General features: G+C 55.9%; 13 protein-coding genes. 7 read left to right on the plus strand and 6 right to left on the minus strand.

Annotated elements, in window-relative coordinates:
- Window positions 1–15: 15 nt before the first annotated feature.
- From OGW16_RS04350 to OGW16_RS04375, 6 genes are read right to left on the minus strand one after another with little or no spacing between them, the layout of a single operon-like run.
- Entirely contained in the window at window positions 16–408 is a 393-nt protein-coding gene (locus tag OGW16_RS04350; protein WP_047406640.1) for a DUF4280 domain-containing protein, read from the minus strand.
- Window positions 405–1331 (minus strand): type VI secretion system protein TssA, encoded by a 927-nt coding sequence (locus OGW16_RS04355; protein WP_231125751.1) that lies wholly within the window; start codon window positions 1329–1331, stop codon window positions 405–407. Before OGW16_RS04355 ends, OGW16_RS04350 begins: the two co-directional genes overlap by 4 nt.
- The gene (locus OGW16_RS04360) at window positions 1328–4867 is read right to left on the minus strand and encodes a type VI secretion system protein (RefSeq protein WP_286517959.1); all 3540 of its coding nucleotides are present in this window, start codon (window positions 4865–4867) and stop codon (window positions 1328–1330) included. The genes OGW16_RS04355 and OGW16_RS04360 overlap by 4 nt, the downstream gene beginning before the upstream one ends.
- Window positions 4864–5613 (minus strand): DotU family type IV/VI secretion system protein, encoded by a 750-nt coding sequence (locus tag OGW16_RS04365; RefSeq protein ID WP_080625802.1) that lies wholly within the window; start codon window positions 5611–5613, stop codon window positions 4864–4866. Before OGW16_RS04365 ends, OGW16_RS04360 begins: the two co-directional genes overlap by 4 nt.
- Complete coding sequence (tssK, locus tag OGW16_RS04370; RefSeq protein ID WP_181230852.1) at window positions 5594–6931, minus strand: type VI secretion system baseplate subunit TssK; 1338 nt, start codon at window positions 6929–6931, stop codon at window positions 5594–5596. The genes OGW16_RS04365 and tssK overlap by 20 nt, the downstream gene beginning before the upstream one ends.
- A 14-nt stretch (window positions 6932–6945) precedes the next feature.
- Window positions 6946–7404 carry a hypothetical protein gene (locus OGW16_RS04375; protein WP_043018226.1) on the minus strand — a complete coding sequence of 153 codons (459 nt, stop codon included), beginning with the start codon at window positions 7402–7404 and terminating at the stop codon, window positions 6946–6948.
- A gap of 374 nt (window positions 7405–7778) precedes the next feature.
- Between OGW16_RS04375 and tssB the strand changes: the two genes are divergently transcribed.
- The 7 genes from tssB to tssH are packed head-to-tail and all read left to right on the plus strand — an operon-like array spanning window position 7779 to window position 15821.
- Window positions 7779–8291: a type VI secretion system contractile sheath small subunit gene (gene tssB / locus OGW16_RS04380; RefSeq protein ID WP_043018227.1), complete on the plus strand. Its 513-nt coding sequence runs from the start codon at window positions 7779–7781 to the stop codon at window positions 8289–8291.
- An 18-nt stretch (window positions 8292–8309) separates the two neighbouring features.
- Window positions 8310–9791: a type VI secretion system contractile sheath large subunit gene (tssC, locus tag OGW16_RS04385; protein ID WP_051642785.1), complete on the plus strand. Its 1482-nt coding sequence runs from the start codon at window positions 8310–8312 to the stop codon at window positions 9789–9791.
- A gap of 19 nt (window positions 9792–9810) precedes the next feature.
- Window positions 9811–10296 carry an Hcp family type VI secretion system effector gene (locus tag OGW16_RS04390; RefSeq protein WP_043018228.1) on the plus strand — a complete coding sequence of 162 codons (486 nt, stop codon included), beginning with the start codon at window positions 9811–9813 and terminating at the stop codon, window positions 10294–10296.
- On the plus strand, window positions 10296–10676 hold the full coding sequence (gene tssE / locus OGW16_RS04395) for a type VI secretion system baseplate subunit TssE (RefSeq protein WP_045447450.1): 381 nt from the start codon (window positions 10296–10298) through the stop codon (window positions 10674–10676). The genes OGW16_RS04390 and tssE overlap by 1 nt, the downstream gene beginning before the upstream one ends.
- A 20-nt stretch (window positions 10677–10696) precedes the next feature.
- Complete coding sequence (gene tssF, locus OGW16_RS04400; protein WP_080625798.1) at window positions 10697–12418, plus strand: type VI secretion system baseplate subunit TssF; 1722 nt, start codon at window positions 10697–10699, stop codon at window positions 12416–12418.
- The gene (locus OGW16_RS04405) at window positions 12382–13329 is read left to right on the plus strand and encodes a type VI secretion system baseplate subunit TssG (protein ID WP_172862617.1); all 948 of its coding nucleotides are present in this window, start codon (window positions 12382–12384) and stop codon (window positions 13327–13329) included. The genes tssF and OGW16_RS04405 overlap by 37 nt, the downstream gene beginning before the upstream one ends.
- Entirely contained in the window at window positions 13320–15821 is a 2502-nt protein-coding gene (gene tssH / locus OGW16_RS04410; protein ID WP_286517962.1) for a type VI secretion system ATPase TssH, read from the plus strand. The genes OGW16_RS04405 and tssH overlap by 10 nt, the downstream gene beginning before the upstream one ends.
- The last annotated feature ends 178 nt before the right edge of the window (window positions 15822–15999 follow it).

A 15999-nucleotide genomic window follows, 5' to 3' on the forward strand; every position in this document is an offset into this window, starting at 1 on the left:
TTCAAGGGCATAACATCACGCCACAACAGTCGTTAGCTGCCCAGGAAAGCTAATCTGGATCACGCCGCCCCACATGCAGATCAACTGCGACTGAGCGGTGAGAGCGGGCATATTTCCCACCAATACTGTGGGTGATCCCGGCATCCAGGGGGCTGGTGTGGCGGGGATGCACGGCATTGGCGTCAGCACGCCGAGCGCTGCGGCGGTTGCGGCTGCAACGGTCGGGTTGGCGAGGCTGTTGCACATGCCGAACGGCATAATGTTCACCAACGGTTTGTTATCCATAATATTCGCCATCGGCATGTTGCCAACGATTGTTCGGCTGGTGGGCAGCACGTTCAACGTACCTGGCGCGATGCCAAAGGAACACTGAAGCAATGCGCCGGTACAAACTCCGGGACAGCTCATGGTAGTACCCCCAATTGCCGCCACAGTCGGCGAGCGGATTCGTCGCTGGTGATCAGTTCATTGAGTAGTTCCGGCAGTGGCGTGTGCCCCCAGGCATAGGCGCGATACAGTAAATAGGGTACCGGGCTATGCGGTTCGGTGCGCGCCAGGTAATCTGCGACCTGTTTAATCATCAGATATGCCTCCTCCCGATGGGCAAATGTGGCGTTATAGCTGAGTGTTGGGGAGCTTTCCTCGCTGACAGATTGCGGCTGCACCGGCAATACGCTGCCTCCTAACGCCTGCAGGCCGGTTTTGATCTTTTGTTCCAGTGCATTAAATGAAGGCGCAGATGCTGCAGGCCAGTTCTGACAGACGGCATTGAGACGTGTGAGCCACGCCATGCTGGATGTCAGGGATTTTATGGTGGACTCGTCTGCGCCTGGCAGCGGAACATCAGAAAATTTTCCCTGCTGCCACTGGGTCAGTGAGACGGTTTCCTCATGAGCGATAAACAGCGGGGCTTCAGCGACCAGAGTGGCGTAGTGTTGCGCCATCCAACTGAGCGGTGCGGCGCGATAGTCATAGTCACCTTCTTTAATTTGGGGATGCAATTCCTCGGGATAATGCTCCAGCGCCAGAGTCACTAATGCCAGCGCATCGGGCAGGGCCGCTAAGCCGCGAGCTCTCATCCATGCTTCGCCCAACCAGCTCATAATGACCAGGTCTTTGCTGAGCGTTTTCGTCAGCACGGTGGCGATTTTGGCGACTTCATCCCAGTCGGCACGGCGCGGCGTACTTTGCCAGACGCCGGTGGGCAGCGTTTCGTCATCCTGCTGGCGGGCGGCGACCAACTGGTCGAATTCTGGTGAATAACGGATAGAGTCCCCGCACGGATTATCCGCCTGAATGGGGGCCAGTAATGCCTGAATATGTTCCATCATTTTCCTCCTGATAATCCCTGCTCGGTGAGCGGTATCCATGGTAGCGGCGCTTTGTTTTGGGCATCTAACAATGTGACCTGCCAAAATACCGTCGACTGCAATGGCTTCTGACCATCGCCTACGGGGAGCGAAAAGCGCAGCGGCAGCGGTTGCGTCAACGCGCCACCGACGCGTTGTTGTTCAATCATCCTGAGCAACGACCACGCTCCCTGCCAGCGCCAACGCCCAGTATCACCGCTTACCGTTACGCCTGTCTGTGACAGGCCTGGCATTGGACGCCAGGCGGAATTGGTTGCCCAGCGCAGACTAAAGCTCAGACTATCGCCGCTGCGCCAGTGCAGGTCAGTTGAGCCGTCGGGGTAGCTGATCGATTGTTGATTGCCGACGAGTCGCCAGTCGGCAATCTGATCCGCGCCAGCCTCATGGTTGCGTGAGGTGCGCCAGATAACCCGTAACGTCACGCCTTCAGGGCTGACCAACGCCGAAAGTAGCGGTTGTGCTGCTGCCAGTTGCTGAATCAGTGGCGGCTGTTCGGATAACGTTTCGGCGGGGAGCTGCGTGAGCAAAACGGTCAGTTCGCGCACCCGATCGACATCAGCATCCGGCGCGTTTGGCTCGGCGGTAAAGGGGAAGCGCCCTGCAAGCCAGGTGTTGTACAGATTGAAGATCTTCTGCACCGCACTGATGCTGGCCTGTTGGCGTAATTGCTGGCATTTTTGCAATGATGCGTTTACCAGCGCGTTGAGCGATTGACCGTAAAAATCGTTACTGCCCGCGCTGCGAAACTGCGCCAATTCACTCTGGCAGTTCTGTGCGGAGAGCGTCGGCAGCGCGGCGGCAAGGGTCGCCATCTGCATTGGCGGACTGCCAGGATCCTGTTGTTGTAGTCGTTGCATGGCCGCCAGTGAGCTGCTCCAGCGAACGATAAGCTGGTTATCCATTGCCGTTAGCCATGGGCGCTGCTTGTCGAGCCAGTCAATATCCTGCTGAAAGCGGACCAGGACGCCAGAGATTTGCTCTGCTTGTGCGCTAGCCCACCCGGCAATTTTCTGCCCGCTAGCCTGAGCCTGTTCTGTGGTAGCGTAATTGACCGCCGGAGGGTTAATCGACGGAAGTAACGCGCCGCCGTCCTGACGTACCCGGCTAATCACCTGGGCTGCGGTTTGTTGGCGCAATGCTATAGCAAGCTGAGGACGATTGAGCTGGTTGAAAGCCTCAATGATCTGATCCGCGCTGGCGGTGCTGACATTGCTGTTGTCTGGGGTTCCGGCTGTCCCTGCGTATAGCGCCTGACGGATGGCGTTTTCCGCCGCCTGTCGCGCCAGCATGGTGATTTTGGGTCGCCAGATGCTGTCTGGAAGCTGCTGTGTAAAGCGCTCAAATCCGCCATACAGCGCCTGCGCCTGCTGGAGTTGCAGATTGCCAGGATAACCGACAGGATCCCCGGTGGGCTGACTTGCTCCCTGCTGCCAGAAGGGTTGGTTAAGTAAATCACGCAAGCTTTTTTGTAATGCCAGAAGATCCGGCGATACGCTGAATTGCCCTTCCGCGGATTGCTCGGTTAGTGAGGAGAAGTGCAGCCTGGAGCCATCAACCTGTGCCAGAAAGCGTTGGCGAAGTAGGGTTTCGTGGCGAAGCAGTTCCTGAACCACGCCGTTGTCGATAAGCCTAAGGGTCCGTGCCTGCGTGAGCAGCTCATCCAGTGGCAGTCTGATTGGCGAATTTGTTGCGTCACGACTCAGGTTATTGATGGTTGTCAGCGTTGCCTGTAAGCGGCTGACCTGGCGGATAAGCGAGCGGACGAACAACGGGGTAACCCCGGAGCCGTTGCCAAATAGCGCCAGCAGTTGTTCTAGTTGCTCTTCGTTGTTATCCAGGCTGGTATTGCCATAGTTTTGCTCCAGCCAGCGCATGGTTTCGTGAGAAAAAAGTACGCTGTTGCGCTGAGTCAACTCGCTGGCGTCGGGTAATTTCAGTCGCGAGAGATTGAGCGTGGCAAACATTTCGTTGAGCTTTTCCTGCGAGGGCAAAGAGTCGGTGTCAACGGTCACGCCCCAAACGCTGGCGCTGACGTTTGCCAACGTCTGCACAGTGGGTTGCTTCATCTGCATCAATTGCAGCAACGGCAAATAGCGCGACTCCATTTGTTTTGCCTGAGTGAGCAAGTGCTGAATTTGCCGGTAACGCTCTTCGGGTAGCAGATCGTCCTGCTCAAAGCCCCTTTCATGTTGATTTTGCAGGCAGATACTGTTGGTGGCGGGCACCAGCAGGCTAACCAGGGTAACGTTGCTAAACGTCTCGCGCAATTTTGTATCGGTACGGCTGAACAGCGAGCCGGGCCAGACGATGGAACGAAACTGCCACTGTGGAATGCCGTTGAGAACCCGCCAGTACAGCGTGGTGGAACGCTCACCCGTGATATCGGCTCGGGCGGCTGTGGCGAGGACCTGCAGACGATCGTGCAATAGTACGGCGTTGGTGTGCTGGTATCGCCAGCTCCAGGTCATGGCGGCAAGCCAGAGAACGCAAAGGCAGCTATAGCAGGCGAGGGTTATGAAATGGCGGCGCAGGTTCAGGCGCAGCAGGCGGCGGACCGGAAGCGCGAGACCGCGCTCGGCGGTAATTTTTCCGCTCAGCAGCGACTGGCAAAACTGCATCTGCGGTTTGCCCTCCGCCATCGTTCGTGCAACAAACCAGATCCCGCGCAGCTGCGGCGGCTCATCGCGGGCATGACTGTTAAACAGGCCGTCAAAAGCGTCATGCAACGGTGCGGCAAGCGGCGGGAAGTTTTCTGGCAGGCGGAATAATTGCTCCGGCGTGTTGCCTCGCAGCGCGCCAAGCTCGGTTATGAACATCCGCAGCGAAGTACGGGTATTGTCCAGGGTATTGTCGATCCACTGCGGTTTCCAGATGGCTTCTCTGGCGACCGGAATCGTGCTGCCAATAGGACTGCGGCGAGCATCCTCTGGCAATAGCTCCAGTAAAGAGGTGGTGCCTTCCAGTGATTCCATGCCGCTGATGATCAGGTAAATTGGCAGACTCAGTCCGCACACCTGCTGCAACTGCTGACAGTTATGCAACAAGCTGGCGCGGACGGTATCATCGTCGTACAGCGTCTCTAATGAAAGGGTGATAATCAGTGCGTCCAGCGGTCGCTGTGGGCGGCTTTTCACCAGTGCAGACAGCGTCTTCTGCCAGTCGTTCTGGCGAATTAGCCGCTTTTTGCCAACGGTTTGTAGCGTTTTCGGCAGGCACAGAAGGCTGCACTGAGGATTAAACCACCATTGCCCGAACCAGTATTCCTGGCCGTCGGTGAGTGACCAACTGCGGCAAAGCAGACGATTATCCTCTTCATCGCCAAGCATCAGGATTCGCATACTGTCGTAAGGATCCTGGCCTGTGCAGGCTCGCTGGATCTCCTTTTGCGCACGGTTGAACGTATCGTTTCGGTATTCCCACTGCCACCAGACGCACCAGAGAGTAATCGCCAATAGCACCAGCATAATAATCAGTAGCGTAAGCCAGGGTTGCGTCACTTATCATCTCCCTGGCAAGACTGGGTTACCGGAAAATCTGGCAGCGTATTTACGCCAATGGCATCTTCAATACTCAGCCACAATCGCTGACTCAGCAGCAATAGCGCCAACAGTATGACGAGGGCGATAAGATGCATGCGCGAATTGTCTGGCAGGCGGCGATGCGCCGGAAGCTGTAAAGGGGTGCCCAGCGCGGTCGATTCCATACGTTCGGCTATATCGCTGAGCTGAGCGTCACGCTGAAAGGCAAAATGCCACAGCAGGCGGCAGGTTTCCTGATGATTCTGCAGATTAAAATCGCTACGTCGGGAACCAAACCCCAGCGTCAGGCAGCGCAAATACAGCGCGGCTAAATCTCGTTTACCTGGGCTACGTTCATTGAGCAGGGCGGTGATCTTGCGGGGGATCTGATCCCCTGCGCTATGGGTTTGCCACAGATGATACTCCAGTGGGCAGGACTGCCACAGGGAGAGCGCGGGCCAGTCGCCGTAGAGTACGGACTCATCAATCAGCGCGACCAGGGCATAAACGGCAGCGTCAATCTGCTGCTGAAAGGGCGAACCCAGTTCGCGGGTCAGACGTCGGTTGTACTCTTCTACCACCTGACTGGCATATACAACGGCCTGATTATGCAGCTCATCTGGCGGTAGCGGAGTGCTTTTCCAGCGTTCGAACTGCGCCAGCCAGCGGGTGTAAATCTCATCAAACAGACGGCTGGCAGGCATATCAGGATGCGCGGGCGTCATGGCTTACCTCCTGACGGTAGAGCATGATCTGCTGCGGCATATCCTCTGTTTCATGCAATGGGGCAATAACCAGCGGCGTCCCTTTTTCGAACCACTGGAGGGTAAGGGTGAGGGTAAACAGGGCCACATTGCCGTCGATTTCCCAGTCACTGCGCTGCTCTGCAGCCAGCGGCGAGAACGTCATTCCGTGCATCCGCTGACGACGCAGGACGGGTACAAAGGGATGGCTGGTGATAAGGCTCATTTGTAACCATTTTTCTGCTTTGGCGGCGTTGCCTCCGGGCATCAGCAGACCTATCACCACCTGCTCTCCGGCGTGGAGATCCGGCGGAAGTTGCAGTGAAAAAGCGTTATCCAGTTTGCTGAAATTTAGCCGCTGATAGCGGCGATGAATATGTGCCAACTGGTTTTTCAGTACGGTGAAAAGAGAAGCAAATGCGGGCAGCATGTTCTGATAATCAAAAGCTGGCAGCAGGGGCAGCGTTTTATCCTGAGTCAGTATTGCCGTTTGCCCGATAAAGAGACTCAGCGCGCGGTAAAGATCCTGTGGGTGCGGCCGCCCGCTGCTAATCAAGCTTTCCACCAGCGGCAATGCGCCCTGGATACTCTGCAGCGACAGCGTAAGCCATAGCCAGTCGTTGGTACGCTGCCCGTGTTGCGCCAACTGCATTTCCCGGCTCAGAAATAGAATTTTTTCTCTTGCCTGCAGGCAGAGTTGTCGGGTGTGGCGCGCCAGGTAACTCTCTTCGTTGACGGTAGGAGAGGGGGGAAACCACTCGCTCTGACGAAATCCGCCTTCGCTATACACAACCTGCAGCAGCGGCAGACAGACGAAATCGGCGCGATCGTGCTGGCAAACCAGACGCGGTTCGGGCTGCCATTGCGAAATGCTCTCGGGAAATTCACCGCTACTCAGGTCAGGCAGCGGGGGGCTGTTGACTGATCGACAGCGGCTATTCATCAACTGCCACTGTCCGGCACGGTTTAGCGGCGGCAGCGCCAGCCAGAGGATATGCTCACTGTCCGGCGCGGCAGGCAGCAAACGGGCGCAGTCAAACTCCAGTGATAAATCGTCGCTAATGTCATAATTGACCGGCGTGCCGTCGGGCATAATTGCTTCCAGGCGCAAAATACGTAGCGTGCCTGCACACAGCGCCGCTTCGTCAATCTGTAGCCGGTTGACGCCCCAAAACCACGGATTAGCGCACCCGGTGAGCGCTGCGCAAAGCGTTTCATTGCGCAATGCCTGCAACTGGAAATGTTGAGGTAGCATTGCCATCCCTTCATACCAGCAAACCATTGCCGGAATTGTGCTCATAGTACTTTCCTTGTTCAGGGGGCCAGGACTGCTTCATCCGTCATTAGCAGCAGATGCAATGAATCTGCTTTATCCAGTCTTAAGCGGTGTTCTCCTGCGCTGCTGTAGCGGGCAAACAGCAGAATTGCTTCTGCCTTAACGCCCTGCAGAGGGGAGCTTTTGGTCACAAAACGCGAATTCGGCACCAGCTCCAGCGACCAAACGTGCAGCCCGTCAGGGCTATCGCGCAGCAGTTGTGATTTGGCGTTAAACCATTGTGTTGCACTAAGCGTTTGTACGGTTGGCAGCAACGCGTTATCGGCAACCGCGACAATATCCACTGCGACTGGCGTGTTATCGTTTGCATCTGCTACGGTTTCAATGACCACATCATTAAATGCCACACGGTTTTGCCACAATGAACAGCCGCTACTCAGTAAAATTAAAATACTGAATAATATTATGCTGGCTGGATGGCGTAGGCCGTTTGTCATATAAAATCCTTTTATATCTTCCTTAAGAAGGTAATTAATAGCAACGGTTCTGTTTTTGACTTAAATCATTATTGGACGAATCTGAAGTAATAAAATTCGTTAACATTTAAATATTCATGTGATTTATATTTCCCGCGCAAAGTATTATTTTTAATTAACTTTTCATGTAACTTGTTGATTTTTATTGGTTGATTTTAAGTTAATTGATTTTTATCAAATGTTTTATTTTTGTGTAAAAAACAAAAAATTAAGTTGATATTTATTTTTTGTTATGTTTTTTATATTGCAGGTAGTTATTCATGAATATCACTTTTCGAATAATGGTGCGGCAAATATCGTACCAGGGATACTATTGCAATAAAAAAGGATTAAATATGGCCGAGAGCATACAGCATAAACTCAACCGTATTAGGCCGCCGCGCGTACAAATAACGTATGATGTGGAAACGGGTGGGGCGATTGAGAAAAAAGAACTTCCCTTAGTTGTTGGTATTCTGGCTGATTTATCCGGGCATCCAGCATCCCCACCCGCTAAATTACGTGAGCGGCGATTCGTCGAAATCGATCGTGATAATTTCGATGATGTGCTTTCCTCCATCTCACCTCGTCTGGCGGTTCAGGTAGAAAATCGTCTGGCTAATGATGGCAGCAAATTGAACGTTGAGCTGCGCTTTAACGAGTTCGACGACTTTTCGCCGCTCAATATTATCAATCAGGTTAAACCCCTCCAGCGTCTTTTCCTCGCCCGCCAACGCTTGCGCGACCTCCTCACCAAACTGGATGGTAACGACGATTTGGATGCGTTGTTACAGCAGGTGGTAAACGATAACGCAGAACTTCAGGCGTTAAGACCTGCTGCTGAAGAAAAACCAGCTGAAAACGCGTGACGGAAAAGGAGAAGAGCAATGGAGAATGTGCAAGAACAAACTGAAACGGGTGGACAGACCGTTACGCTGAGCGTACTGGACCGCATTATTCAGGAAGGACGGATGGCTCGTGATGAGCTGCAACAAACCTATGCGCGGGACATGCTGGAAGAGCTGGCGACGCAAATCCTCGATGAAGGAATGGCGATCGGAAGCGACACTGTGGCGATGATCAACCACCGTATTGCGCAGATCGATGAGCTTATCAGCGCCCAGTTGAATGAGGTGTTGCATCATCCGGATACCCAGAAGCTGGAGTCTTCCTGGCGCGGGTTGCATCAGTTTGTAATGAACACTGAAACCAGTACGCGATTGAAGTTACGACTGCTGAATGTCTCGCGCAAAGAGTTGCAGGACGATCTGGAAAAAGCGGTTGAGTTCGATCAGAGCACGCTGTTCAAAAAGCTGTACGAAGATGAGTACGGCACCTTTGGCGGTAACCCTTACAGCGTGCTGGTGGGGGATTTTGAGTTTGGCCGTCATCCGCAGGACGTGGCGCTACTGGAGAAAATATCTCAGGTTGCGGCGGCCGCTCATGCGCCGTTTATTGCCGCTGCCAGCCCGCGCTTGTTTGATATGGGATCGTTCGCTGAGCTGAGCGTGCCACGCGATCTGGCGAAGATCTTCGAAAGCACCGAGATGATCAAATGGCGAGCATTCCGTGAAAGCGACGACTCGCGCTATGTCTCGCTGGTGCTGCCGCACGTTTTACAGCGTCTGCCCTACGGGCCGGATACGGTGCCGGTAGACGGGGTAAACTTTATCGAGGACGTTAACGGCCTGGATGCCAGCAAATACCTGTGGGGGAATGCCGCCTGGGTACTGGCCAACCGCATTACCGAGGCGTTTGCTTTATATGGCTGGTGCGCGGCGATTCGTGGCGCAGAAGGTGGCGGACTGGTGGAAGGCCTCCCGGCGCATACTTTCTCCACGCCATCCGGTGATATCAGTCTGCGCTGTCCGACGGAGGTAGCCATTACCGATCGCCGTGAAAAAGAGTTGAACGATCTTGGGTTCATCGCGCTGTGTCATAAAAAGAATACGAATACCGCCGCGTTTTTTGGCGGGCAAACCACCAACCAGGCAAAAATCTACAACACGCCTGAAGCCAACGCGAATGCGCGGATCTCGGCGATGCTGCCGTACGTCCTTGCCGCCTCCCGCTTTGCGCACTACCTGAAAGTCATTATGCGCGACAAAGTCGGCAGTTTTTTGAGTCGCGAAGATGTTGAGCGATTCCTCAATAACTGGATTGCCAGTTACGTGCTACTCAGCGACACAGCACCGCAGGAAATCAAGGCGCAATATCCGTTGCGCGAAGCACGGATAGACGTACTGGATGTTCCCGGCAAACCTGGTGTCTATCGCGCGGTGGTATTCCTGCGCCCTCATTTCCAACTGGAAGAATTGACCACATCTATCCGCCTGGTGGCGGAATTGCCACCGCCTGTATCGGCTTAATTACATAAGGGAAGATTCTATGGATGCTATTTTTTTAAAGATTGATCCGATCAAAGGTGACAGCAACGTTGATGGATATGTAGACCAAATTGAAATTATGTCCTTCAGCCATAATGTTGCGATGCAGGTTACTAATGATGTGAGTAACACCAACCGTACGTCTGGTCGGGCGCATGTGGGGGAGATGTCACTGACCAAATTTGTCGATATTTCCACTCCTGAACTTAATCTTTACTGTTGTTCCGGGAAAATGATTACGCAGGCTGTTTTAACGCTATGTCGCAATGATGGCGATTCGGTGCTGCCGTTTATTGTCTATACCCTCGACAACGTATTGATTTCACATATCAGCGTCAGCGGCGGCTCGGGCGGTAAACCTGTTGAAACGCTATCCCTAAACTTCAGCAAAATTAAATGGGAATTGAAGGCCCAAAAATTAGAAGGGGCGGAGAAAGGTGCGGCGGCGTCGACCTGGGATATGGCGATGAATAAAAATGGTGGTTGATGATGAAATCATCCATCCCGGTTGCATTGTTCGACAGACTGATGGATGAAGGTGTTACGCCGCGCGAGTCGGTGTGCCGGGAGCTGAGGCGATTGTTCAACTCCCGCGCTCCTGCGGATGATGACGCGTTGCCGCTGCTGCTTGCCTGGGGCGTCCCGGAATGGCATGGACTGAACGCGGGCGATGAACGAGTGCTTAGCTGGTATTGTCGCCGGCTACGCGCAGCCATTTTACGCAACGAGCCGCGGATCCAGGCGCTAACTATCAGTGTGAAGGATGCGCATCATCAGACGCTGGCGCTACGCATTGAAGCGATGCTGTGGAACGATGACGACCCGTTGACGCTGAGTCTGGCGTATCAAAACGGCAGTTGGCAATAACCCGCGAAAGGGGGAGATCAATGGACGATCGATTGCTGGAAAATTATCTGCAGGAATTACGATGGTTGCGAAAAGCCAGCGGGGAGTTCGCCCATCGGCACCCGCACGTAGCCTCTCGTCTGCGGCTGAGCGAATTTGATTGCCCGGATCCGCATGTTGAACGGCTTTTAGAAGGCTTCGCTCTGCAAAGCGCCAGACTGCATCAGCGCCTTGACGACGGCTTCGGCGAGCTGTGCGAATCGCTACTGGAGCAGCTTTCTCCCCATGCAATACGACCGTTTCCTTCCTCTGCTACCGCCAGTTTTACTGCGGATCCGCTGGCAGGCGATTTGAGTCGGGGTTACGCCCTTCCAGCCGGAACGCCGCTTTACGCGCTAACGGAAAGCGGCGAGACGGTCTGGTGGCGTACCGCGCTGGCGCAAACGCTGTGGCCTATTGAGATTGAAGATGTTAGCTGGTGTGATGCGGCCCAGGCCCGGCAGTTAACCGGGCTGATGCGGGCGCGCGGCGCGTTGCGGATTCAGCTACGTTGCCTGCCGCCACATCAGTTTTCAACGTTGGCGGTAACACAGTTGCGCATTCATCTCAGCGGCTCGCCGCAAATCAACGCCACGCTGTTTGATTTGTTGTACGCCCATGTCATCGGGCCGCTGCGCCCACATCCTATTGGCCTGCTGAATGCCGAAAAGATTTTGCCCTGCGAACCGGGCGTAGAGTCCAGCGTGCTGGCGCTCAGTGCCTGGATGAACTGTCCGCAGGCGCTGATGTATTTTGATTTGCCGCTGCCGCCGACGAAGGATGGCGATGGCATGACCTTGTGCATTCCTTTCGATCGCGCTCCGCCGGGGTCACAGCATATTCACTCGGGTGATATTCGTCTGGGCTGTGTGCCAATCGTTAACCTTTTCACCCGGACCTCTGAGCCACTGAGCGCCGGGCATACCCGCAGCGAGCATCGGCTGGTGGCCGATCATCACGATCACCATGTACAGATCTACCGTGTACAGACGCTGTGGATGAGCCGCCGTGAGGAGGCCTGGTGCGTGCCTGCATATTACTCGGCCCGCGGGCATAGCGAGTCCCGCTGGTTCTGGCATGCGCGGCGCAACCCCCAGCAGGGCAATGCGCTGTGGTTAACCCTGGTGGACAGCCGCTTCGACCCGTTTGCTCCGGACGAAGAGACAAGCCTGACGGCGACGCTCTGGTGCAGTAACGGTGAGAAGGCTGCACAGCTTTGTGCGGGAACGCCTCTGACCTTTGAAGTCCCTGGTCCGGTCGCGCAGGTGCATTTATTGGGAACGCCGACCACGCCTTCTGCGTCCGCCTTGCAGCGAGATGCGCGTTGGAAACTGCTTTCTTCGCTGGCGCTCAATCACCTTTCATTGACCGAGGGAGAGAGGGCTCTGGACTCGCTCAAAGAGCTGCTGGCGCTGTATGCCCCTTCCTCTGCGTCACCCGCCGTCTGGCAACAGATAAATGGCATCCGCGAGATGTGTTGCCAGCGGGTTAGCGAGCACCGCGGAGGCGATGCCTGGCGCGGCTGGCATAACGGTATTCGGCTGACGCTGACCCTCGACCCACAGGCATTTACGGGCAACAGTCGGCTGTTGTTTGCGGGGATTGTCGCCCGTTTTCTGGCGCGTAACGCGACCGCTAACTGCTTTGTACGTACGGTATTGCTGGATGAAGGGGAGGAGCTGTCGCTATGGACAGACGTCGAACAGACCGCGCTGATAGCGTAATGGCGCAACTTAAGGGCGAGCCGTGGCGCTTTTCGCTGGAGCAGTGCCTCAGGATTTTACAGGCGAGCGGTGACACGCCCGAGCTGTGGGGTGAGCTGGGGCTGGCGTTTGCGCCTGCGGAACTTGGCGCGCTGAACAACGACGTTCTCCAGGTGCGTAGCCTCGGGCCGGGAGGTGCGGATGGCGTACTGCCCTACGGCTGGCTGGAATGGCTGCAGCAGGCGACGCAGGATAAAAACAGCGCACCGCAGGATTTTATCTTTATGTTTCAACAGCGTTTTATTCAGCATCACTCCCGAAGCCTGAGCCTGTATCGGCTGGCTACGCCCTACGCGCGCCAGGATAACGCGCCGGGGCAGTCGGTGATGCGGGCACTGTGTGGTTTCAGGCTTGATGCCATGGAAAAGCATGAGTCTGCACAGGTGCAGAGCCTGCTGATGCAATGCGGCAGCCTGACGAATCGCAGGCGTTCTGTGGCTGGATTTGTGGCGCTGGTCGAGGCCGTACTGAACGTCACCGTGCATGTCGAAGAGTTTGTCGGCCGCTGGCAGCCTTTGCCGCAGGCATCCATAAGCCGGACGGGATGTCGGCTGGGGCGCAACAGCGTCGCCGGGCGACGGATCTGGAATCAGCATGCGGCGCTGCGGGTGCACCTGCATGCTGAAAGCCCCACCCGGTGGCGGGCGTTTTTATCCGATGGGCAAGCCTTTCTTCAGCTCAGCAAACTGGGGCAAATCTGGTTTGGCCCAGGGATAACGCTGCAACTGATGATGCGCGGGACGCTAAATCTTGACCACTGCCTGAGCCGCGATACGCCGCCGCGTTTGGGCTATACCGCTCAACTGGCAGGGCGTAAACCCGCCGTGTTTCACTGCCAACAGCAACTTGAGGAGAACAACGCATGGACTTAAAAGCGCTGGTACAACGACTGAATCCGGTTTGCTTTCGTGCGCTGGAGCAGGCCGCCGAACGCAGCCGGGCGCAGGGACACTGGTTTGTTGAGCCGGAGCATCTGCTGCTGGCATTACTCGATGATGAACACTGTGATCTCGCGTATTGCCTGAGCGGCGCGGCGATTTCCGTCGACACGCTGCGCGAAGAGATCCATAGCGCCCAGGCGCAGTTTAAATCGGGCTGCACGCGGATGCCGGTATTTTCCGTGCAACTGGTGGAATTGCTGGAAGGTGCGGTTTTGTTGGCGGCTTTCCAGCGTTTGTTGAAGGTCCGTTCAGCGTTGTTGCTGCAAGCCTTACTCACCCGAGAACGTCTGCGCGCCCAGCTAGCGCAGGGAATGCCGCTGCTGTTGCAGCTTCCGGCGGGGGTGATGGAAAGCCAGTGGCAGAGCTGGTGTCGTGGCTCCGTTGAAGAATTAAGCGATACGCATACGGGAGAAAACCCGGAGCGTGAAAGCGGCGTGCTGGATCAATACACCCACGATCTGACCCGTGATGCGCGGGAAGGGCTGATCGATCCGATCATCGGGCGCGACGCGGAGATCCGCCAGTGTATCGACATCCTGCTGCGGCGCAGGCAAAACAACCCGATTCTGGTTGGCGCGCCGGGGGTGGGCAAAACCGCCGTCGCTGAAGGGTTGGCGCGACGCATTGCCGAAGGCAGCGTGCCGCCGCCGCTGCGCGATGTCGCTCTGCTGTCGCTGGATCTCGGCCTGTTGCAGGCGGGCGCGGGCGTGAAAGGTGAATTTGAACAGCGGCTGAAAGGGGTGATCGACGCGGTAAAAAAATCCCCGCAACCGATCATTTTATTTATCGACGAAGCCCACACGCTGATTGGCGCGGGCGGAGCCGAGGGCGGCAGCGACGCCGCCAACCTGCTGAAACCGGCGCTGGCGCGTGGGGAACTGCGCACCATCGCCGCGACCACCTGGCAGGAGTACAAAAAATATTTCGAAAAGGATCCGGCGCTGGACCGGCGTTTTCAGCGTATCCAGATCGAGGAACCGGACGAGAACAGCGCGGTGGTGATGCTGCGGGCGGTGGCCGACAAGCTCGAGGCACACCACGGCGTGCAGATCCTCGATACCGCCATCCGCGAGGCGGTGCGTCTGTCGCAGCGCTACATCTCCGGGCGCCAACTGCCGGACAAAGCCATCAGCGTGCTCGACACCGCCTGCGCAAGAGTGGCGCTGGCGCAGCATGATGTGCCGCCCCAGCTTGAGGAGATCCGTCAGCAGCAGGCGGCCATCGAAGAAGAGAGTGAACGCCTCAACCGCGAGTTGCTGGTGGGCGTCGATCATCACGACCGACTGTGTGAACTGGAGGCGCTGGCGGAGAAGTTACGCTTGCAGGCGAGAGAAGTGGAAGGGCGCTGGCAGGATGAGCGTCAGCGGGTCGGCGAACTACTGGCGACGCGCCAGCGGATGCTGGATCTCAGTGCGCGGCTGGACGATGACGAGGAACTGGAGCAAGAGCTGGTGGAGTGTGCGGCGCTGATTGGAAAACTGGAAACCGCCGCTACCCAACTGCGCGACGAGGTGCCGCTAGTGCCGGATTGTGTCGATCCCGCCACGGTGGCGGCGGTGATCGGCGGCTGGACGGGCATTCCACTTGGGCAGATGCTCACCGACGAAGCCCACGCTCTGCGTACGCTGGTTGAACGGATGAGTGCTCGGGTAATGGGTCAACAGGCAGCGCTGGAGACCATCGCCCAACGTCTGCGCGCCTATCGCAGCGGCCTGACCGATCCGCAAAAGCCGGTCGGCGTGTTCCTGCTGGTAGGGCCAACCGGCGTCGGCAAAACCGAAACCGCCTATGCGCTGGCCGACGCCCTGTACGGCGGTGAACGCAATCTGATAACCATCAACCTGTCTGAATACCAGGAAGCGCACACCGTCAGCCAGTTGAAAGGCGCGCCGCCGGGCTACGTGGGCTACGGCAGCGGTGGGGCGTTAACCGAAGCGGTGCGCCGTCGCCCCTATTCGGTGGTGCTGCTCGACGAAATCGAAAAGGCGCACCCGGACGTGCTGGAGGCGTTCTATAACGTCTTCGACAAAGGCGTAATGGAAGACGGCACCGGACTAATCGTCGATTTCAAAAATACGGTAATGCTGGCGACCAGCAACGTCGGCGCGGAATTAATTCTCGACACGTCTGCGGCTGAATTAAACAGCGAGCGGTTTAACGAGGCGCTGCGCGAGGAACTATTAACCCATTTCCGCCCGGCGTTTTTGGCAAGGATGACCACGGTGGCCTATCGCGCACTGGATGAGGAGATATTGAAGGGGATTGTGCTGGCGAAACTGGAGAAATTAGCGCAGCGATATTTCGTGGCGACGGGAGAGAAATTAAATATGGAGTATGGATTGGTAGAAAGGGTAATGGAGAAATGTAAAGGAGTGGGGGCCAGGGATGTTGAGAATCTGGTGGTTGGGGAAGTGATGGGATAATTATTGAGGAATTAATATGCCACATAATGGAAGATGCATAGAAATATCTTGTAGCTTTGTTCACCCTTCAAGACAAGTAACAAGAACATATAATACATCTCGATACATATATTCGTATGAACAAGATGATCAGTTTACATTCATAAGAATTTTACGGCATGCAAAAAGAAAATATGCA

This window comes from Citrobacter sp. Ce104, from assembly GCF_030334595.1.
Taxonomy (GTDB): Bacteria; Pseudomonadota; Gammaproteobacteria; order Enterobacterales; family Enterobacteriaceae; genus Citrobacter; species Citrobacter europaeus.

Bases quoted from the DNA above. Each gene is read 5' to 3' on its own strand.
- OGW16_RS04375 (WP_043018226.1), bottom strand. From the start codon at position 7,404: ATGACAAACGGCCTACGCCATCCAGCCAGCATAATATTATTCAGTATT.
- tssC (WP_051642785.1), top strand. From the start codon at position 8,310: ATGGAGAATGTGCAAGAACAAACTGAAACGGGTGGACAGACCGTTACG.
- OGW16_RS04350 (WP_047406640.1), bottom strand. From the start codon at position 408: ATGAGCTGTCCCGGAGTTTGTACCGGCGCATTGCTTCAGTGTTCCTTT.
- tssB (WP_043018227.1), top strand. From the start codon at position 7,779: ATGGCCGAGAGCATACAGCATAAACTCAACCGTATTAGGCCGCCGCGC.
- tssH (WP_286517962.1), top strand. From the start codon at position 13,320: ATGGACTTAAAAGCGCTGGTACAACGACTGAATCCGGTTTGCTTTCGT.
- tssF (WP_080625798.1), top strand. From the start codon at position 10,697: ATGGACGATCGATTGCTGGAAAATTATCTGCAGGAATTACGATGGTTG.
- OGW16_RS04365 (WP_080625802.1), bottom strand. From the start codon at position 5,613: ATGACGCCCGCGCATCCTGATATGCCTGCCAGCCGTCTGTTTGATGAG.
- OGW16_RS04355 (WP_231125751.1), bottom strand. From the start codon at position 1,331: ATGATGGAACATATTCAGGCATTACTGGCCCCCATTCAGGCGGATAAT.
- tssE (WP_045447450.1), top strand. From the start codon at position 10,296: ATGATGAAATCATCCATCCCGGTTGCATTGTTCGACAGACTGATGGAT.
- tssK (WP_181230852.1), bottom strand. From the start codon at position 6,931: ATGAGCACAATTCCGGCAATGGTTTGCTGGTATGAAGGGATGGCAATG.
- OGW16_RS04405 (WP_172862617.1), top strand. From the start codon at position 12,382: ATGGACAGACGTCGAACAGACCGCGCTGATAGCGTAATGGCGCAACTT.
- OGW16_RS04390 (WP_043018228.1), top strand. From the start codon at position 9,811: ATGGATGCTATTTTTTTAAAGATTGATCCGATCAAAGGTGACAGCAAC.